This is a genomic window from Streptomyces cyanogenus (genome assembly GCF_017526105.1).
GTDB lineage: Bacteria > Actinomycetota > Actinomycetes > Streptomycetales > Streptomycetaceae > Streptomyces > Streptomyces cyanogenus.
The window spans coordinates 1342841-1360353 of the sequence record NZ_CP071839.1 but is presented as its reverse complement, the minus strand read 5'-3'; the positions used below and the strand labels follow the sequence as shown (position 1 = coordinate 1360353).

At 72.2% G+C, this 17513-nt stretch carries 20 protein-coding genes and 2 pseudogenes; 11 read left to right on the top strand and 11 right to left on the bottom strand.

Annotation, left to right across the window (positions count from 1 at the left end; genetic code table 11):
* Nucleotides 1-57: 57 nt before the first annotated feature.
* The 4 genes from S1361_RS05745 to S1361_RS05730 all read right to left on the bottom strand — a co-directional run bounded on the left by S1361_RS05745 (nt 58) and on the right by S1361_RS05730 (nt 3096).
* On the bottom strand, nt 58-747 hold the full coding sequence (locus tag S1361_RS05745; RefSeq protein WP_208030748.1) for an HAD family hydrolase: 690 nt from the start codon (nt 745-747) through the stop codon (nt 58-60).
* A 10-nt stretch (nt 748-757) separates the two neighbouring features.
* Complete coding sequence (locus S1361_RS05740) at nt 758-1471, bottom strand: phosphatase PAP2 family protein (RefSeq protein WP_208030747.1); 714 nt, start codon at nt 1469-1471, stop codon at nt 758-760.
* Between the two features lie 46 nt (nt 1472-1517).
* Complete coding sequence (locus tag S1361_RS05735) at nt 1518-2453, bottom strand: M56 family metallopeptidase (RefSeq protein WP_208030746.1); 936 nt, start codon at nt 2451-2453, stop codon at nt 1518-1520.
* 91 nt (nt 2454-2544) lie between these two features.
* On the bottom strand, nt 2545-3096 hold the full coding sequence (locus tag S1361_RS05730; protein WP_208030745.1) for a DUF5134 domain-containing protein: 552 nt from the start codon (nt 3094-3096) through the stop codon (nt 2545-2547).
* Nucleotides 3097-3128: 32 nt separating this feature from the next.
* Between S1361_RS05730 and S1361_RS05725 the strand changes: the two are divergent.
* Nucleotides 3129-4775, top strand: a pseudogene (locus S1361_RS05725) (FUSC family protein).
* Nucleotides 4772-5353, top strand: coding sequence for a MarR family winged helix-turn-helix transcriptional regulator (locus S1361_RS05720; RefSeq protein WP_208030744.1), 582 nt, complete (start codon nt 4772-4774; stop codon nt 5351-5353). Before S1361_RS05725 ends, S1361_RS05720 begins: the two are co-directional and overlap by 4 nt.
* 17 nt (nt 5354-5370) lie before the next feature.
* Here S1361_RS05720 and S1361_RS05715 read toward each other — a convergent pair whose 3' ends face one another.
* Nucleotides 5371-5679 carry a hypothetical protein gene (locus S1361_RS05715; RefSeq protein ID WP_208030743.1) on the bottom strand — a complete coding sequence of 103 codons (309 nt, stop codon included), beginning with the start codon at nt 5677-5679 and terminating at the stop codon, nt 5371-5373.
* A gap of 434 nt (nt 5680-6113) precedes the next feature.
* Nucleotides 6114-6506: a VOC family protein gene (locus S1361_RS05710; RefSeq protein WP_208030742.1), complete on the bottom strand. Its 393-nt coding sequence runs from the start codon at nt 6504-6506 to the stop codon at nt 6114-6116.
* 70 nt (nt 6507-6576) lie between these two features.
* On the opposite strand from S1361_RS05710, the gene S1361_RS05705 reads away from it, so the two are divergent.
* Nucleotides 6577-7116: a GNAT family N-acetyltransferase gene (locus tag S1361_RS05705; RefSeq protein ID WP_208030741.1), complete on the top strand. Its 540-nt coding sequence runs from the start codon at nt 6577-6579 to the stop codon at nt 7114-7116.
* Between the two features lie 29 nt (nt 7117-7145).
* On the opposite strand, the gene S1361_RS05700 is transcribed toward S1361_RS05705, so the two are convergent.
* Nucleotides 7146-7829: a glycerophosphodiester phosphodiesterase gene (locus S1361_RS05700; protein ID WP_208030740.1), complete on the bottom strand. Its 684-nt coding sequence runs from the start codon at nt 7827-7829 to the stop codon at nt 7146-7148.
* 404 nt (nt 7830-8233) lie between these two features.
* On the opposite strand from S1361_RS05700, the gene S1361_RS05695 reads away from it, so the two are divergent.
* The 6 genes from S1361_RS05695 to S1361_RS05670 all read left to right on the top strand — a co-directional run bounded on the left by S1361_RS05695 (nt 8234) and on the right by S1361_RS05670 (nt 13684).
* Nucleotides 8234-9631, top strand: coding sequence for a DUF6421 family protein (locus tag S1361_RS05695; protein ID WP_208030739.1), 1398 nt, complete (start codon nt 8234-8236; stop codon nt 9629-9631).
* 38 nt (nt 9632-9669) lie between these two features.
* Nucleotides 9670-10425: an SDR family oxidoreductase gene (locus S1361_RS05690; protein ID WP_208030738.1), complete on the top strand. Its 756-nt coding sequence runs from the start codon at nt 9670-9672 to the stop codon at nt 10423-10425.
* Nucleotides 10422-11492, top strand: a complete 1071-nt coding sequence (locus tag S1361_RS05685; protein WP_208030737.1) for a threonine aldolase family protein — start codon at nt 10422-10424, stop codon at nt 11490-11492. The genes S1361_RS05690 and S1361_RS05685 overlap by 4 nt, the downstream gene beginning before the upstream one ends.
* Nucleotides 11493-11570: 78 nt before the next feature.
* The gene (locus tag S1361_RS05680; protein ID WP_208030736.1) at nt 11571-12161 is read left to right on the top strand and encodes a transglutaminase-like domain-containing protein; all 591 of its coding nucleotides are present in this window, start codon (nt 11571-11573) and stop codon (nt 12159-12161) included.
* A 321-nt stretch (nt 12162-12482) separates the two neighbouring features.
* Entirely contained in the window at nt 12483-13013 is a 531-nt protein-coding gene (locus S1361_RS05675; RefSeq protein ID WP_243769096.1) for a hypothetical protein, read from the top strand.
* Nucleotides 13010-13684: a hypothetical protein gene (locus tag S1361_RS05670; protein WP_208030735.1), complete on the top strand. Its 675-nt coding sequence runs from the start codon at nt 13010-13012 to the stop codon at nt 13682-13684. The genes S1361_RS05675 and S1361_RS05670 overlap by 4 nt, the downstream gene beginning before the upstream one ends.
* A 59-nt stretch (nt 13685-13743) precedes the next feature.
* Here the strand turns inward: S1361_RS05670 and S1361_RS05665 are convergent, their stop codons facing one another.
* From S1361_RS05665 to S1361_RS39020, 4 genes and pseudogenes are all read right to left on the bottom strand, one after another.
* On the bottom strand, nt 13744-14454 hold the full coding sequence (locus S1361_RS05665; protein WP_243769095.1) for a hypothetical protein: 711 nt from the start codon (nt 14452-14454) through the stop codon (nt 13744-13746).
* Entirely contained in the window at nt 14445-14963 is a 519-nt protein-coding gene (locus S1361_RS05660) for an RNA polymerase sigma factor (protein WP_208030733.1), read from the bottom strand. Before S1361_RS05660 ends, S1361_RS05665 begins: the two co-directional genes overlap by 10 nt.
* Before the next feature lie 76 nt (nt 14964-15039).
* Nucleotides 15040-15768 (bottom strand): lysophospholipid acyltransferase family protein, encoded by a 729-nt coding sequence (locus S1361_RS05655; protein WP_208030732.1) that lies wholly within the window; start codon nt 15766-15768, stop codon nt 15040-15042.
* A gap of 156 nt (nt 15769-15924) precedes the next feature.
* Nucleotides 15925-16184: pseudogene (locus S1361_RS39020) on the bottom strand (DUF4395 family protein); the annotation flags it as partial.
* A gap of 89 nt (nt 16185-16273) precedes the next feature.
* Here S1361_RS39020 and S1361_RS05650 point away from each other — a divergent pair.
* Both S1361_RS05650 and S1361_RS05645 read left to right on the top strand, forming a co-directional pair.
* A complete protein-coding gene (locus S1361_RS05650; protein ID WP_208030731.1) occupies nt 16274-16675 on the top strand; it encodes a TlpA family protein disulfide reductase in 402 nt (133 codons plus the stop codon).
* Nucleotides 16676-16883: 208 nt separating this feature from the next.
* On the top strand, nt 16884-17393 hold the full coding sequence (locus S1361_RS05645; RefSeq protein WP_208030730.1) for a flavin reductase family protein: 510 nt from the start codon (nt 16884-16886) through the stop codon (nt 17391-17393).
* Nucleotides 17394-17513 lie beyond the last annotated feature (120 nt).

Genomic DNA, 17513 nt, shown 5'->3' with positions numbered 1-17513 from the left:
GGGGGAGCGTCCCGGACGGGCGGTGGCGGCCGCCCCCTTCCTCGCCCGAGCCGCCGCTCAGCTCACCAGATCCAGCACCGGCAGCAGCGCGTCGGGGCGCCGGTCCACCGGCAGGTGGTCCACGAAGTGCACCCGGCAGCCGAGCGCGGCGGCGCCGCCGTCCGCCGCCCGGTTGTCGCCCACCATCACCACCCGCCGCGGATCCGCCCCGAGCGCCTCGCAGGCCACCGAGAACAGCCGCGGATCGGGCTTCTGCACCCCGTGTTCGTACGACAGTACGTACGTGTCCACATAGGCGTCGAGCCCGTGTGCGCGGAACACGGGGCGCAGATCCCAGCCGATGTTGCTGACCACGCCGACGCCGATACCGCGCTCGCGCAGGGCACGCAGCACCTTCGCCGCGTCGGGGTACGGCGACCAGGCCGCGGGCGCCATGTGCCGGTCGTACAGGGCGTCGTACAGCCCGGGATCCGGCAGCGGCACCCGGCGGGACAGGCCGGTGTAGGCGGCCCGGTGCAGTTCCGCGCTCTCGTCGCGCACCGCCCACAGCCCGGCGAGGTCCGCCGGCAGCTCCACCGGTTCCGGTCCGCCCGGCAGCCCGCCGGCCGCCTCCAGGGCCCGGGCGGCCCGCGTCAGTTCGGGCTCCGGCAGGGTGTGACCGGTCTCGGCCAGCACCGCGCGCAGCCAGGACTCGGCGGTCTCGATGCGGAACAGCGTCCCGGAGAAGTCGAAGAGCACGGCAGCCATGGACGCGACTCTACCGGCGCCGCGGACGCCGGGTCCGTACGTTGCGCGGCCACTCGTACACCAGCACCGCCACGGCCACCAGCAGCGCCCCGGCCAGCCATCCGCCCAGCACGTCGGAGGGCCAGTGGACGCCCAGCCACACGCGGGTCACACCCACGCCCACCACCGACACCAGCGCCGCCACCACCGCCGTACGCCACAGGGCGCGGCCCGTGCCGCGGCGGTGCAGCAGCCACAGCAGCAGGCCGCACACGACGGTGGCGGTCATCGCGTGACCGGACGGGAAGGCCGCGTAGTGGGCGGAGTCGACGGGGTCCGGCCAGACCGGGCGGGGGCGGGCGACGACGGCCTTCACCGACTGCTGCACGAGCGTGGCCACCGCGCAGGTGACCGCCAGCCACAGCGCCGTCCACCAGGCCGCGCGCCGCCAGACCAGCCACAGTGCCGCCGCGCCGGCCAGCAGACGCATGGTGAGCGGGTCCCACACCCAGTCCGTCAGCACCCGGAAGACCTGGGTCACCTCGTGGTCGCGCACCGCCCAGCGGTGGGTGGCGCGGGAGACACGGCTGTCCGCGGCGAGCAGGGGGTGCCAGCGCAGGGCGACGAGAACCAGCAGCACCATGAAGCAGGCGGCGAGGGCCACGGACACGCGGGCGGCCGTGCGGAGCGCCGCCCGTGGTTCGGGGGCGGGGGGCGACGGGGGAGCGGCGGGACGTCGGTGCATGCAGCGATCTTTGTGGACGGGGCGGCCGGGGGCCAAGAGGCCGAGGTCAGCCCAGCGCCCGCAATCCGGGCACCAGCGCCACCAGCACCGGGACCACCGGCACCAGCGCGGCGGTCGCCGTCAGGCGCAGCCGGCGCAGTGCAGGCAGCCGGTCCGGAGCGGTCAGCAGCCGGTGCACCCGCTGCGGCACATGCGCCTGCGGGGTCGGGGAGGGCCCGAACACGCCCCGCTCCTCGTTCAGCCCGACCAGGGCCAGGGCCGTGGTCAGCCGGCCGAAGCGCCGGGAGGCCATGTCGTCGGCGGCCAGCTCCACCAGCCGGTGCATCTCGTCGCGGAACGCGGCGAACACCGGGACCTGCGGGAACCCGCCCGCCAGCGCGGCCGAACAGTGCAGCAGCCAGTCGTGCCGGGCCTGCGCGTGCCCCTGCTCGTGCGCGAGCAGCGCGTCCAGTTGACGGCCCTTCAGGCGGCGCAGCGCCGCCGTGGTGACGACCAGCCGCGGCGCCGCGCCGGGCAGCCACCAGGCGTCGGGGCGGTCGCCCTCCAGCACCACCAGCCGGCCACTCACCTGCTCCTCGCCCGGCAACAGCGGTGCGCGCACCAGCAGCTCGGTGCGCCGCCCATGCCGCCGGGCCCGGGACCGTACGACCTCGCGGACCAGCATCGCCAGACTCCACAGTCCGCCGCAGGCGAGCAGCACGGCGGTGGGTGCCGCCCAGGGACCGGCCGTGCCGAGGGCATAGGCGTCCACGACCCCGCGCGGGGCGGTGGCGAACACATGCCCGCGCACCGCCTGCCAGGCCGCCGCCGCGCTGAGGGTCATCGACAGGGCGCAGCACAACAGGACGGCCGCCACGACGCATTGCCACACCCACAGGGCGACGACCGGATCGCGGTCCGGCCAGTCGGCCCGGGCGAGCAGCCGCGGGGCGACGACGGCGGTCAGGGCGCCGAGCAGCAGCAGGGCCACGGGGACCATCATGGTCAGCACCCTAAGAGCGCCGGGCCGCTCAGCGGTACGGTCCGCGGGGCCCAAGTGACGCAGACAACGCAGTCGGCCCCGCTCCCGGCGCTCACATCGTCAGCAGCATCGCGACCATGCCGATCCCCATCGACAGCCGGCACGCCCGGGCCAGTTCCGGGCGGTCGCCCCAGCGGGCCGGGCCGGCCCCGGCCGCCGGAGCGGTGGCGGGCACCAGACGGGCTCCGGAGAGCAGCACGTACCCCGTGAAGTACAGCAGGAGCGCGCCGGTCAGCAGCGGCACGCCGGTGCCGCCGTGCGGGTGGTGGGCGGCGGCCGGGGCCGCGGCCATCGCCACCGCCATGTAGACCATCGCAGCGCTCCCCACCAGGTGGTGCAGATGGTGCGGGGCGCCGCGCGCGGCCCACAGCGCGCGCAGGGCCGCCGCGCCGAACACGGCCGCGTACACCGGCCACGCCCACCTCGGTGGCGTGAACACGGCCGCCGGTACGGCCATCGCGGCCATGCCGAACCCCATCAGCGCCTCGCCGCCGGCGGCCCGGCGCTGCTCCTCGACGGCGCTGCGCATCCGCAGCAGGCAATAGGCCCCGGTCACCGCGCAGAGCGCGACCAGCAGCCAGGCGGTCTGCACCGGTCCGTGCACGCGCACCTCCACGCTCGACGGTCGGTCGAGGGATGCGATGCCCACGGCCGGCGGAGCGCACGCGAGCGCAAGGGGGTACACGGGGAGCATGCGGGGGAGCACGGCCTGTGACAAGCTCTGGCAGCCTCCTCGCGCTCGGCCGCCTCGACCTGGCCCTGTACACGACGGCCGGCTCGCTGTGCGCCCTCTACGGCCGCAACCGGCCCTACGCCGCCCGTGCCCGTGCCCGGGCCTGGGTGGTGCTCGGCATGGGCGGGCGGCCTCGCCGTCGCCCTGCTCGCCGCGTCCCTCACCACGAACGCCGTCGTCCTCGTCACCGTCGGCGCCGTCCTCGCGGCGGCCCGGAAGACGGTGTGCGAAGCCACCCGGATCGGACCGCCCGGCAACGCGGTCCTCACCTTCATCAGCTCCGCCTCGCTGTTCGCGCCGCAGACCCCCGGCCAGGTCCCCGGGCACCTCGGTCCGGCCCTGGCCGCCGGCGCCTGGGCCTGGCTGGTCGGCATGGCACCCGGGCTGCTCCGTCCGTACGGCCCGGAGCGCCGCGCCACCGCCCAGGCCCTGAACGCCGCCGCCGTCTACGCACGCACGCGCGGCACGGTCACCCCCGGGCCCGCGCCGTGTGCGCCGCCGCGATCCACGCCGCCTGGCAGTCGCTGCTCGCGGCCGGCACCCGGCCCGACCGCACCCGCCCCGCCCTCGAACAGCTCCTCGTCCGCGCCGAGGTCGCCCTCGCCGCACCCGCCGACACCGACCCCGGACAGCTGCGCGCCTGGGCCCGCGAGCTGTGCGGCACCGGCCGGATCGGGCGTGTCGAAGCGCCGCGCGAGTCCGTCGGTGAACTCCTCGGCGTGGTCGCCGAACAGGCCCTGCCGCCCCGCTCGCCGCGGCACCGGCTCGCCCCGCTCGCCCCCCTCGCCGTACGCACTGCGCCCGGCTGCGCCCTCGCCGGATACGGCGCCCTCGCGCTCGGCGTCGGCCGCCCGTACTGGGCGCTGGTCACCGCGGCCGCCCTCTACCAGGCCAACGTCAGCCTCACCTGGAACCGGGGCGCCCAGCGGGTCGTCGGCAACCTCGTCGGCGTCCTCCTCTTCGCCGCCCTCGCCCCGCTCGCCCACCTGCACCCCACCGCCCTGGTGCTGTGCTGCCTCGCCCTCGACTTCGGCGCCGAGGCGCTCATCGGCCGCAACTACTGGCTGGGCAGCGTCCGCGTCACCCCGATGGCACTGCTCGTCACTGAGCTCGCCGCGCCCAGAACCCCGCCGAGCTGATCACCGACACCCTCGTCGGCGCCGTGGTCGGCTTCGTCGTCGCCGTCGCCGTCACCAACGGCGCGCCGGCGACGGCCTGGAGCAGGCACTGAGCGCGGCCGAGTGCGCCCGGGAGAACGCCGCCCGCCTGCTCGCCGAGCCGCAGCCGGCGCCGTACGCCCTGGAGTCGGCCCGCCGCGGCCTCGCCGCCGCCCTGGTTGACCTGCCACGGCCGACGCCGCCGCCGGCGAGTGGTGGCAGCGCGCCCTGACCGAGGAGCGGGTCGTGCTCACCGAACAGTCCGGACACCGTACGCTCGCGGCGACGGTACGGCGTCAGGGACTCGTACCGCGGGACCGGGACGAGGACCCGGGCCGGGAACGCGACCGCGACCGGGGCCCGGGCAGGACGACGGAGGACATGCGGCCATGACGGCGACGAACGGCGGACCGACGCCCGCAGGCGACAAGGCCGGTACCCGGCCGGGGGCCGGCACCGACCCCGCGCACGGCGACACCGTCTCCGCCGTCGTCCGCCAGTGGCGGGCCGTCCACCCGGAGCTGGACACCGGACCCATGGAGATCATCGGCCGGATCAACCGCTGCGCCGCGCTGCTCCAGCAGGCCGAGGACGCCCCGCTGCGCCGGGCCGGTCTGAGCCGCCCCGAGTTCGACCTGCTCGGCGCGCTGCGCCGCACCGGACACGAGCTGACCCCGGGAGAGCTGGCCCGGGAGACCTTCTCCTCCGGGGCCGCCGTCACCAAGCGGGTCAAGCAGCTGACCGAGCGCGGCCTGGTCGAGCGGCGCGGCGACACCCGTGACCGCCGCGTCGCCCACCTCCGCCTCACCGGGGCCGGCCGCGACCTGGTCGACGGCATCCTCCCCGAGCAACTCGCCTACGAGACCGCCGTCCTGTCCGTCCTGGCCCCCGAGGGACAGGGCGAACTGGCCGGTCTCCTCGCCGAGTTGCTCACCCGGCTGGAAGGCCGCACCGGGGCACTGCGTGCGTGACCGGCACCGGCCGGTCCTCAAGGCCACCGACTCAGCACGTCGTCCACCGCCGGGGCGAGATCGTCCTGGAGGTCACCACCCGCCACCGACGCCGGCCGGCACAGGTTCGCGATGACCACGGCCAGTGCCCTGTCCCGGGAGGTCCGGGACAGCAGGCGGCGCAGCAGCGACACGAACTGCCCGGCGGGGCAGCCGAGATCGTCACGGGCCCGGGAGAGCAGGTCGATCGCGAGTCCGGAGCGAGGGGCACTGCCTGTGACTGGGCATCCCGGCTCGGACAGGGCACGAGCCCCGCGGGCCCCGGCGTCCAGGACGGGGACCGGCATGCTCAGAGCCCCGGCGGGCTCTGCCGGATCGGCGACGGAACGCACATGTGCCAATGCCTCGGAGAGGCACGGCGCACCCTGCTCCGGGGGCACGGGGCGAGGACGGCGCAGTCACGCGCCGGCGCGCGGGGAAACCAGGGGGCTGCGGCCTCCGCGGCGCCCGCCGCCAGGACCGTGTCCCGTTCCTCCGGGGACAGAAGCGGCAGGAGGGCCGCCCCGTCCTCGGTCCGATGGGGGATGTGGCCTCCGCCGAGGAGTGCGTCGCGGACCTCGGCCAGTACCTCCTGCCGGACCTCGGCGGGGAGCAGGGGAAGCACCGAGACCAGGGCACCGACGTTGTCCGCGCAGTCCCACGCGTCCGACTCCGCGCGGATCTCCGCGAGAGCCCGGACGGCGATCTCCCGCCGGGTGCCGGACCGGCACCCGGGCCCGGGTCAGATCCCCGGCCGGTACCGCAGGGGATGGTCCTCCGGGACCTCCACCAGGACGATCCTCGTGCCGTCCGGGTCGGTGATCCACATCTCGATCAGGCCCCAGGGTTCCCGCTGCGGAGGCCGGAGGATCTCGACGCCCTTGGCCCGCAGCTCCTCGTGCGCGGCCGTGACGTCCTCGACCTGGAGCCACAGGCGCACGGCGGGCGACGGCGGGGTGTCGGACCGGCCGGAGACCTCCAGGAACCCGCCGCCCATGAAGTACACCGTCCCGCGCCCCGGGCCCGTGCCGAACTCCCGGTACACCGCCAGGCCCAGCTGCTCGCCGTAGAAGGCGCGGGACCTCTCGGGATCGGTGGGCTGCAGAAGCGTGCGGCTGCTGAGTACATGCACCATGCACCGGAGGCTAGCGGCAGCGTTACCCTCGTCCCTGGCTCAGCCACGCCCGAGATCGGAGACCGCCGCCATGGACACCCCCGCCACCGGACTCACCTTCCGCGACGCCACCGACGGTGACGTCGACGCCCTGGTCGCCCTCGTCGAGTCGGCGTACCGGGGCGACAGCAGCCGGGCCGGGTGGACCACCGAGGCGGACATCCTGGAGGGCCAGCGGACCGATCCGGAGGGCGTGCTGGAGGTCGTCAAGTCGCCCGACAGCCGGCTGCTGACCGTCGAGCAGGACGGCCGTATCGTCGCCTGCTGCCAGCTGGAACACCGCGGCGACCACGCCTACTTCGGCATGTTCGCGGTCAGCCCGTCCCTCCAGGGCGCGGGCCTCGGCAAGACCGTCATCGCGGAGGCGGAGCGGCAGGCGCGGCTCACCTGGGGAGTCACCGAGATGCACATGACGGTGATCTCGGTCCGCGACGACCTGATCGCCTGGTACGAGCGCCGCGGTTACCGCCGTACGGGACGGATGACCCCGTTCCCGTACGGCGACGAGCGTTTCGGCATTCCGCAGCGCGACGACCTGCAGTTCGAGCTGCTGGTCAAGAAGCTCGCCTGAGCAGGCTCGCCCGGTCGTGCCGACGCACGCTAGGCCGTGAACCGGCCCGTGCGCTTGATCTCCGGGTAGTCCGTCGTCGCCCCGTCCAGCTCCAGCGCGCGGACCAGCCGCAGGTGGTCCTGTGTGTTCACCACCCAGCCGATGATCCGCAACCCGGACGCGCGCGCATGCTCGACGATCTCCAGAGTGAGCCGGCGGATGTTGAGACACACCGTCGCGGCACCCACGGCGACGGCACGGTCCACCACGTCGGTGCCGTACCGGCTCGCGACCAAGGCCGTGCGCACGCCCGGCACCAGCCGCGCGATCTCGGTGATCGCCTCGTCGTGGAACGAGGACACCTCCACCCGCGCGGTCAGGTCCCGGGCGCGCATCACCTCGGCCAGCGCCCGCGCCGCCGCCACGTCCTTGATCTCGGCCTGCAGCGGCGCGTGCACCGCGTCCAGGACCTCCTCGAACACCGGCACCCGCTCCCCGCGGCCCGCGTCCAGGGCACGCAGCTCGGCGAGGGTCTTCTCGGCGATCGGTCCGGACCCGTCGGTCGTACGGTCCACCTCGGCGTCGTGCATGACGACCAGGGCGCCGTCCTTGCTCAGGTGCAGATCGAGTTCGATCAGGTCGAGGCCGGCCCGCTGCGCGGCGACGAAGGAACGGAGGGTGTTCTCGGGCTCGACGCCCATGACACCGCGATGACCGATGGTAAGGAAGTTCAAGGTTCAACTCGCTTCCGTCGACGGCGGCTCGGCGGCGCGCGGACCGACGGACCCCGTCCGGACGTCGTCGTCCACGCGGCAGGCTCGCAGCCTAACGGCCGGGCCGTGCGTTGAACCCGCAGCTGCGCCGGGCATTCGGCAGGAGGGGCAGGCGCCGGTTGGCCGGTATCCGCCCCGGCTGTCACCCTCCCGTGGGCGCGTCCCCGTGCCCCTTGACCGCCCGGGGTGCGGTCCCGGCGGCACCGCCCGCCGTCGACGGAAGTGAGCGTCGTCACGGCATACGGCAGGAAAAACATCCGTGACCAAGGGGGAAGGCAGAAAAATTTCCCGACTACGCTCTTGCTGAGAGAAACCGGGTATGCATACGGTGTGCCTACGCGAGGTTCTCCTGTGGAGGATGGGACATGACGGAAATTCTTGTGCAGTCGGGTGCGGAGGATCGGGTTTCTCCGCTGACCAGGGTGGTGGAGCACCCGGCCTGGCCCGTGCTCAAGGATGCCGTGGAGCAGATCCGGCCATGGCAGTCGACGGACGGATCGATCGACTTCGACGCCGAGGGCGCCCCGCGGCGGGCCGACGCCGTGACGGCCGTCGAGCGTGTCGCGGACGCGGTCGAGCAGCTCTCCCCGCTGCTCCCGCACGATGCCGCCTACCACCAGGCGCTGGTGAAGGACCTCCGCCGCTGGGCCGAGGGCGGCTTCCAGGTGCCGGACTTCCTTGACTCCCTGCTGGCCTTCCAGCCGGCCGCGAACCGGGCGGACGGCCTGCAGCACCTGGTCGTCTTCCCGATGTACACGCAGAACGGCAACCCCGACCGCAACCTCGAAGCGGTCGTGCTGCGCATGGTCTGGCCGGACTGGCTGGCCGAGCTGGAGCGCACCCGTTACGACAACCCGCTCTTCTGTGGCATCACCTTCGAGGACTTCACCTCGGGCTACGACACCAACTCCGCCGTGCTCTTCCCGGAGACCATCGCCGTCCGTGAGGCGCCGGAACGTTTCTCCTGGGGTGGCATCTTCTGTGACCGCGAGGCCGCCCGCTTCCGCCGCGTGACCGAGGCCGCCGTGGACATCCTGGGCCTGGAGCTGCCCGAGGACATCGCCGCGATGGTCCACGACCAGAAGCGCTGCGAGGAGGCCTTCGTCCTGTGGGACATGGTCCACGACCGCACCCACAGCCACGGCGACCTGCCGTTCGACCCGTTCATGATCAAGCAGCGCCAGCCGTTCTGGATGTACGGCCTGGAGGAGCTGCGCTGTGACCTCACCGCCTTCAAGGAGGCCGTGAAGCTCCAGGCGGACGGCGTCCCGCAGGCCCGTGACGTGCAGTACGCGGTGCTCTTCGACCGGATGTTCCGCTTCCCCGTCACGGGCGACCGCAACCGCAACTACGACGGCCTCGGCGGCCAGCTGCTCTTCGCCTACCTGCACAAGCACGACGTCGTCCGCTGGACCGACAACAAGCTCTCCATCGACTGGGAGCGCGCCCCGCAGGTCACCAACCAGCTGTGCGCCGACATCGAGAAGCTCTACAAGGACGGCATCGACCGCCCGAAGCTGGTGCACTGGTTCGCCGGCTACGAGCTGGTCTCCACCTACCTCGCCCCGCACCCCGGTTCCAAGTGGGCCAAGGGCCCGGACGCCCTGGACCTGACCCAGCCCCCGCGCAAGCTGGTGGACGATGTGCTTCCGGACGAGTTTCCGCTGAGCATGTTCTATGAGGCCCTGTCCAAGAAGCTGAAGAACGTGATCGCCTCCACCAAGGGCATCACGGCGGACGGCGCCGAGCGGGTCGCCGCGTGAGCGACCGCGTCCAGGACACTGCTCCAGAGGGGAAGAACATGAGGAACGGCGCGAACGGACCTCTCAGCGGTGCGGTGATCGCGGTGGCCGGCGCGGGTGGACCCGCCGGCCGCGCGACGCTGCTGCGCCTGGCCGAGGCCGGGGCGACCGTCGTCGGCGCGGACAACGACCCGCAGCGGCTGTCGGAGGCCGTGGACGCGGCCCGCTACGCCTCGGGTGGAGCCTCCGTCACCGGCGACACGGTGGACCTGCTGAACCTGGAGTCCACCCGGGACTGGGCCGCGCACATCGAGAAGGACTTCGGGCGGGTCGACGGCCTGGTGCACCTGGTCGGTGGCTGGCGCGGCAGCGAGACCTTCACCAAGACCAGCCTCGACGACTGGGACTTCCTGGAGCTGCTGCTCGTCAAGACCGTGCAGCACACCTCCCTGGCGTTCCACGAGGCCCTGCAGCGCAGCGAGCGCGGCCGTTACGTCCTGATCAGTGCGGCCGGCGCCTCGAAGCCGACCGCCGGTAACGCGGCCTACTCCGCGGCCAAGGCCGCCGCCGAGGCGTGGACGCTCGCCATGGCCGACTTCTTCCGCAAGGCGGGGGGCGCCGAGGGGCCGACGTCCGCGGCTACGATCCTGGTGGTGAAGGCGCTGGTGCACGACGCGATGCGCGCCGAACGCCCCAACGCGAAGTTCGCGGGCTTCACGGACGTCAAGGACCTGGCCCAGGCCATCGAGGGTGTCTGGAGCAAGCCCGCCGCAGAAGTGAACGGAAACCGTCTGTGGCTGACCGAGAAGCCGTGAACCCTGCCAAGACCGACGCGCGTCGCCATCACGACCCGCAGGTCCGCGGTTTCGCCAGTGACAACTACGCCGGGGCCCACCCCGAGGTGCTGGCCGCCCTGGCCCTGGCCAACGGCGGCCACCAGGTGGCCTACGGCGAGGACGACTACACCGGGAACCTCCAGGGGATCATCCGCAGTCACTTCGGTGCCACCGCGGAGGCCTTCCCGGTCTTCAACGGCACCGGCGCGAACGTCGTCGCGCTCCAGGCGGTCACCGACCGCTGGGGTGCGGTGATCTGCGCCGAGAGTGCGCACATCAACGTGGACGAGGGCGGTGCGCCCGAGCGCATGGGCGGGCTGAAGCTGCTCACCGTGCCCACGCCCGACGGCAAGCTCACGCCGGAGCTGATCGACCGGCAGGCCTGGGGCTGGGAGGACGAGCACCGCGCCATGCCGCAGGTCGTGTCGATCACCCAGAGCACGGAGCTGGGCACCCTCTACACGCCCGAGGAGATCCGCGCGATCTGCGAGCACGCCCACGCGCACGGCATGAAGGTGCACCTGGACGGCTCCCGGCTCGCCAACGCCGCCGCTTCCCTGGACGTGCCCATGCGGACGTTCACCAACGCGGTCGGCGTCGACATCCTCTCCCTGGGCGGGACGAAGAACGGCGCGCTGTTCGGCGAGGCGGTCGTCGTCATCAACCAGGACGCGGTGCGGAAGATGAAGCACCTGCGGAAGATGTCGATGCAGCTGGCCTCGAAGATGCGCTTCGTCTCCGTGCAGCTGGAGGCCCTGCTCGCCAAGGACCTTTGGCTGCGCAACGCCCGCCACGCCAACGAGATGGCCCAGCGGCTCGCCGAGGGCGTCCGGGCGGTGCACGGTGTGGAGGTCCTCTACCCGGTGCAGGCGAACGGCGTCTTCGCCAGGCTCCCGCACGACGTGAGCGAGCGGCTGCAGAAGCGGTTCCGGTTCTACTTCTGGGACGAGGGTGCCGGGGTGGTGCGCTGGATGTGCTCCTTCGACACCACCGAGGACGACGTCGACGCCTTCCTGGCGGCCCTCAAGGAGGAGATGGCCCGCTAGTCCCAGGCTGTGCATAGATATACGGTCACCCGAAAAGTCATTGACGCTCGGGTGATCGTATTTCTATGCTCTGCGGGCATGGAGCTGATCCAGAACACCGCCGACCTGTCCGCCTATCTGGCTGCTGACGAGGTCATTGACCACCATCATCCGGTGGTCCGGGAGACGGCCGCCCGCCTGGCCGCCGAGGCCGCTGATTCGTATGAGTATGCGCGAGCCGCCTACGAATTCGTCCGGGACGCCATCCCGCACTCCCAGGACTCCGGGGACCTCCGCGTCACCTGGCGCGCCTCCGACGTGCTGGCCCTGCGGACCGGCGTCTGCCACGCCAAGTCCCATGCGCTCGCCGCGCTGCTGCGGGCCGAGGACATCCCCACCGCCCTGTGCTACCAGCGCCTGGCCCATGACGAAGGCGGTCACGCCCTCCACGGTCTGGTCGCCGTCCGCTTCAACGGGGCCTGGCACCGGCAGGACCCGCGCGGCAACAAACCGGGCGTCGACGCCCGGTTCTCCCTGACCGGCGAGCGGCTGGCCTGGACCCCCGACCCCGCCGCCGGGGAACTGGACCACCCCGTCCTGTACGCCGAACCACACCCGCTCGTCCTCGCCGCCCTGCGAGCCGCCCCCGACCGGCCGCACCTCTGGAAGACGCTCCCCGACTCCCTCTGAACCCGCAGCGCATGGGACACATCCGGCTCAAGTAGGAATGTTTTTCTCCTACTCGCGGCCGATGCCGAGGCCGGTGGCTCCTGTGAGGCTAGGTCTCGATCACAGGCGGCATCGCGGTGCAGCCGGTCAACGGGGGATCCACAAGGGGGACATCGGTCTTTTCCGGGACGCGTCGACCATCCGCGTCCCCATCCTTTCGCGTTCTTTCCTGCGACCTGACATCCAGGACGCTGCACCGACCGTGGAGCGAAGCGACTTCGTACGCCTCAACGCCGCCTGCTCAATTCACGGGGAGAACAGTTGAACAGAAGAATCGCACGAGTGTCGCTCGGCCTGACGTCGAGTGCGGCGCTGGCCGTCGCCGGCACGCTTGCCGTCTCGGCACCCGCCCACGCGACGTACTACAGCGGGGGCATGCCCAAGCGGTCGTTCAGCGTCAAGACCGTCGGCATCAACGACGAGTGGGTCAAGTACTTCGACACCGCCCGCGGCAACTGGAACAGCGCCGGGGTCGGAGCGAGCATCAAGCGCAGTTCCCACGCCAAGCCCAGCTTCACGGCCGGCAACTACAGCCAGAGCTGGTACGGCCTGTACGCGCCGTCCGGAACGCGGGCGCACCGTTCCTTCCAGATCAAGGTCAACGCCACGACCCTGTGGCGGGACACCAAGAACATCCCCAAGTACGACAAGTGGGTGCGCAGCACCAGCACGCACGAACTGGGGCACGGGCTCAGCCTCGCCGACAACCCGAACACGAGCAAGGTCTCGCTGATGAAGCACAGCCGCGACCGCTCGAAGGTGCAGAAGCCGCAGCCCTATGACAAGTCCGAGGTGAAGAGGATCTACCGATGAACGCCGGACGGAACATTCTCGTCGCCGGGACAGCGGTGCTCGCCGCGTTCGCCGCTGTCGGCTGCTCCGCGGACGGCTCCTCCTCCAAGGGGGCCAGGTCCGCGGGGGCTTCGGACACCGTGACCTACCACGCGGACTACCCCGCGTACTCCTCGCTCGACGACGTCATCGAGAAGTCCGACGCCGTCGTCGAGGGCACCGTCGTCGGCACCCGGGTGCAGAAGCTGGTGCCCGACGCGCCCGCCGGTGACAACCCCGCCACCAACCCGCAGGCCGGCCTGTCGCCCGCCGAGGCCAAGGCGGCCAGGAAGGCGGCCGAGGAGAACCCGGTCATCGTCACCGTCTCCAAGGTGAAGGTCACCCGGGCCATCGCCGGCAAGGTGGCCGTCGGCGACACCATCGAGGTCAGCCAGCTCGGCGGCACCTACCACGGTGTGGCGTACCAGGAGAAGGACACCACCATGCTCGCCAAGGGCGGTCAGCGGTACGTGCTGATGCTCGCCGCCCACGGCAAGAGCCCGTACGACCTGCTCAACCCCGAGCAGGCCCTCTACACCGTCAAGGCGGACGGCACGGTCAAGGCCGTGTCCGTCGGCGGCTTCACCGACGCGGGCAAGGTCGACCAGCTGGCCGTCAAGGCCGACCGGATCGTCAGGAACCGCACGCGGTAAGCACTCCCGTATCGCCCGGCCGGTGCGCCACGGATCGCCCGTGGCGCACCGGCGTCGTGTCACCTGCCCCGCGCTGCCAGCCGCAGGGCCTTGCGCACGCCCGGGCTCAGGGCCACGCCGTTGTCCTTCGCGGCGACCGCGGCACCGCCCTCGACCTCGTACCAGCCCTGCGTGGTGTTCACCAGGACGTAGCTGCCACCCTCGCCCTTGTCGAGCAGCAGGACGTACTCCTTGCCGGCGGTGAGGCTCGCGGTCTCGGGCCCGGAACCCGGGGTCGTGTAGGACAGCCGGATCGCGTCGCCCGGCGTCTCGCCCTTGGCGGTCGCCACCACCTTCGCCGTGGCCACCGTCGTGCGGACACCGTCGCCGGTCTCCTCGTGCCCCGAGCCGAGCCGCGCCCGTACGATCACGGTCGCCGCTCCTTCCAGCTTCGCCGTGCTGTCGAAGTACGGCTCGTCGGCGCTGATACCGCCGTCCGTGCCCTCGCCCGCCCCGGCCGGCTCGCTGCTCCGCCCGGCCTGGTGGCCGCCCGGCCCGGCCGGGTCGCTCTGCAGGCTGAACACGGTGACGGCGCCGATGGCGACGGTGGCGACGCAGGCCATCGCGGTCATCAGGGAACCTCGCCGAGGTGCCCGGCGAGGGGCCGCGGGAGGCGGGGTGCCGTCGGGCCCGACCAGCGTGGCGAGTTCGTCGGCGGCGCGCGCCGACAGGGTCTCGTGCGTGGTGTCCGGGACCGGGTTGGCGTTCGTGATCAGAGGCTTCACACGCATCGGACTGCCTCCTGGGGCAGATCGTAGACGGCACGGAACGCTTTGCGTGCTCGGTGCAGCCTGACCCAGACCGCGGACGCGCTGCATCCGAGGACCTCACCGGCCTCCGCCGCGCTCAGCCCGTCCCAGTAGCTCAGCAGGAGGATCTCGCGGTGCGCGGGCGGAAGCCGGTCCAGGGCGTCGAGTACGGCGTTGTCCTGACTCGACGCCGGAGCGCTGCCCATCGTGTCGGCGATGGTGCGGTGTATCTCCGTCAGGCGTGCCATGGAGCGGTAGTGGTTGCTCAGCAGGTTGCGCGCGGTGACGAACAGCCAGCCGGTGCCGATGTCCTGACCGGCCGTCATGCGCTCCCACGCGGTGCGGAAGACCTCCGCGGTGAGTTCCTCCGCCGCTCCCCGGTCGCCCGAACGCCGGTGCACGTAGGCGCACACCCGCGCATGCTCACGGACGTACAAGGCCGTGAACCGCGCGGCGCGGTCACGGTCGGTGCGGGTCTTCAGGGTCTCCACACCTTTTATATGTCGGAGACCCGGTGCATCCTTACCGATCGCTCCGAGGAGTTCCGGTGGACGCCGGTGCGAGGCGTCAGTGGGCTTCCGCCGTGCGCAGTGCCTCCGCCGTCGGTGCCGTGCCGCCCAGGTGCGCGGGCAGCCACCAGGAGTCCTCCGGGCCCTTGGGGCGGCCCGGGTAGGCGCGCTGGGCGGCCTCCAGGAGTTCCTGGACGCGCTCGCGCAGACGGCGGGTGATGGCGCCGGCGTACTGGTCGCGGGGCGCTTCCACCGGCTCGCCGACACGGATGGTGACGGGCAGGTGGCTGCGCTTGAAGTTGCGCGGGTGGCCCTTCGTCCACAGCCGCTGCGTGCCCCAGACCGCCATGGGGACCAGCGGGACCCCCGCCTCCTGGGCCAGGCGGGCCGCGCCCGACTTGAAGCTCTTCAGCGTGAAGGACTGCGAGATCGTCGCCTCCGGGAACACCCCGACGATCTCCCCGGAGCGCAGCGAGTCCAGCGCGTGCTCGTACGCCGTCTCACCCTGCCCGCGGTCCACCGGGATGTGCTTCATCCCGCGCATCAGCGGTCCGGAGACCTTGTGCCGGAAGACCGACTCCTTCGCCATGAACCGCACCAGGCGCTTCTGCGGCAGGGCGGCGAGGCCGTTGAAGATGAAGTCCAGGTAGCTGATGTGGTTGCTCACCAGCACAGCGCCGCCCGAGCGCGGGATGTTCTCCGACCCCTGGCAGTCGATGTCCAGGTCCCAGACCTTGAACAGCGTCTTGGCGAAACCGATGACGGGACGGTAGACCAGCTCTGCCATGGGCGGGGTGGACCCTTTCTGCTCTGCTCGGGAAAGGGGATCCCGGCGGGAAAGTTACGCAGCCGTAGGTTTACGGCGTATCGCAGATCGTGCCCGAAGAACGGACGGGTAGCCAGTCCTGGTGCCCCGCGGCGGCGAGATCCTCGTCACGTCGGCCTACATTCCAGCCTGTCGCTCCGGTCCCCTCTGCTCCACCCGTGTCACCGCCGCCCGCTTCCGCAACAGGCACAGCTCACACTCCGGGCAGTACCCGGACACGGCGTTCAGTAACGCGGCGGCGAGCGCGGCCCCGGTCGCCGCGCACCCCGGCCGGTGCGGCCCCACCGGAACCCCGCGAGACCCAGCCCGGCGAACAGCGGCCCGGCCGCCTGCGCGAACCGCGGCGGCTCCGGCGGCTCGAACTCCTTCGGCGGCCCCGGCCCAGTGCCCAGGCGCAGGGAGATCTCTCCGCGGGAAACGGGAATCTTTGCAGTCTCCTGAATGTTGTGCCGAGGATGACCCACGGGTGGTGTGTCCGGCGGTGCTCGCGGCGGCGAGCGCCCACGGCGTGCCGCACAGGCGGCGGAACGGGAGAGCGCGGGTGCGCGGGTGTGACGACGGCAAGCGGCTCGGGGTGGCCGAACTCGGCGGTGAACTGGGGGAGCGGGCCACGCTCGTGCAGTTCTCCAGCGCCTTCTGCGCGCCCTGCCGGGCGACCCGGCGCATCCTCGGCGAGGTCGCCGGGATGGTCCCGGGCGTGACCCACGTCGAGATCGACGCCGAGGCCCGCCTGGACCTCGTACGCGAACTGGAGGTCCTCAAGACCCCCACCGTGCTGGTCCTGGACGCCGACGGCCGCGTGGTGCGGCGGGCCACCGGACAGCCACGGAAGGCCGACGTCATCGCCGCTCTGGGCAAGGCCGTGTGAGCGGGTTTCAGGGAACGGTGAGACATCTTCCAGATGCCGGAACCTGCTTGACTGTGTGCACCACCTATCGTCAGTCTGACCGTATGCCGATCGAACTCCTTCTCTTCGGACGGGTCCACGTCGACCTCGCCCGCACCGCGAGCGCGCGCTGTCCGGGTTGCTGAGCAGCCACGGACCCGCTTTCCCCTCCTCGCAGAAGGACGACTGCATGACGGCCACGCCCGACCTCGGCACGCCCCGGCTCGCCTCCCCCGATCTCCTGCGCTCCACCTTCCGCCGGCACGCCGCCGGTGTGGCGGTGATCACCGCGCGTGGTTCCTCCGGCCCGGTCGGCTTCACCGCCACCTCCCTGACCTCCGTCTCCGCCGAACCGCCGCTGGTCTCCTTCGGCATCGGCACGGGCGCCTCCAGCTGGCCCGCGATAGCCGAGGCCGAGCACGTGGGGGTGCACATACTCGGCGAGCACCAGAGCGACCTGGCCGCCACCTTCGCCCGCAGCGGCGCCGACCGCTTCGGCGCGCCCACCGCCTGGCGGGAGGGCCCGGAAGGCGTGCCCGTACTGGACGACGTGCTCGCCTGGCTGGTCTGCCGGATCGTCGGGCGGGTGCCTGCCGGTGATCACCGGATCGTGCTCGCCGAGGTGGTCCTCGGCGACCCCTCGGGCGCCGGCCGCCCGCTCCTCTACCACCAGGGCCGCTTCAACGGTCTGCGGGATTGATCACGTCCCGGATCGCACCGGTCCCTCCTGCGGAGCCGTCGAGTTCCGGTTACGCTGCGTTGCGAAGGTCACAGTTCAAAGCGCTTGCTTAGCGGGCCTGGACTGGGTGTACTGACAAGT

Excerpts from the sequence above, each read along its gene's own strand:
- S1361_RS05720 (WP_208030744.1), top strand. The coding sequence starts at position 4,772 with ATGACGGCGACGAACGGCGGACCGACGCCCGCAGGCGACAAGGCCGGT.
- S1361_RS05740 (WP_208030747.1), bottom strand. The coding sequence starts at position 1,471 with ATGCACCGACGTCCCGCCGCTCCCCCGTCGCCCCCCGCCCCCGAACCA.
- S1361_RS05715 (WP_208030743.1), bottom strand. The coding sequence starts at position 5,679 with ATGCCGGTCCCCGTCCTGGACGCCGGGGCCCGCGGGGCTCGTGCCCTG.
- S1361_RS05690 (WP_208030738.1), top strand. The coding sequence starts at position 9,670 with ATGAGGAACGGCGCGAACGGACCTCTCAGCGGTGCGGTGATCGCGGTG.
- S1361_RS05695 (WP_208030739.1), top strand. The coding sequence starts at position 8,234 with ATGACGGAAATTCTTGTGCAGTCGGGTGCGGAGGATCGGGTTTCTCCG.
- S1361_RS05665 (WP_243769095.1), bottom strand. The coding sequence starts at position 14,454 with ATGCGTGTGAAGCCTCTGATCACGAACGCCAACCCGGTCCCGGACACC.
- S1361_RS05670 (WP_208030735.1), top strand. The coding sequence starts at position 13,010 with ATGAACGCCGGACGGAACATTCTCGTCGCCGGGACAGCGGTGCTCGCC.
- S1361_RS05710 (WP_208030742.1), bottom strand. The coding sequence starts at position 6,506 with ATGGTGCATGTACTCAGCAGCCGCACGCTTCTGCAGCCCACCGATCCC.
- S1361_RS05735 (WP_208030746.1), bottom strand. The coding sequence starts at position 2,453 with ATGATGGTCCCCGTGGCCCTGCTGCTGCTCGGCGCCCTGACCGCCGTC.
- S1361_RS05645 (WP_208030730.1), top strand. The coding sequence starts at position 16,884 with ATGACGGCCACGCCCGACCTCGGCACGCCCCGGCTCGCCTCCCCCGAT.
- S1361_RS05705 (WP_208030741.1), top strand. The coding sequence starts at position 6,577 with ATGGACACCCCCGCCACCGGACTCACCTTCCGCGACGCCACCGACGGT.
- S1361_RS05680 (WP_208030736.1), top strand. The coding sequence starts at position 11,571 with ATGGAGCTGATCCAGAACACCGCCGACCTGTCCGCCTATCTGGCTGCT.
- S1361_RS05655 (WP_208030732.1), bottom strand. The coding sequence starts at position 15,768 with ATGGCAGAGCTGGTCTACCGTCCCGTCATCGGTTTCGCCAAGACGCTG.
- S1361_RS05745 (WP_208030748.1), bottom strand. The coding sequence starts at position 747 with ATGGCTGCCGTGCTCTTCGACTTCTCCGGGACGCTGTTCCGCATCGAG.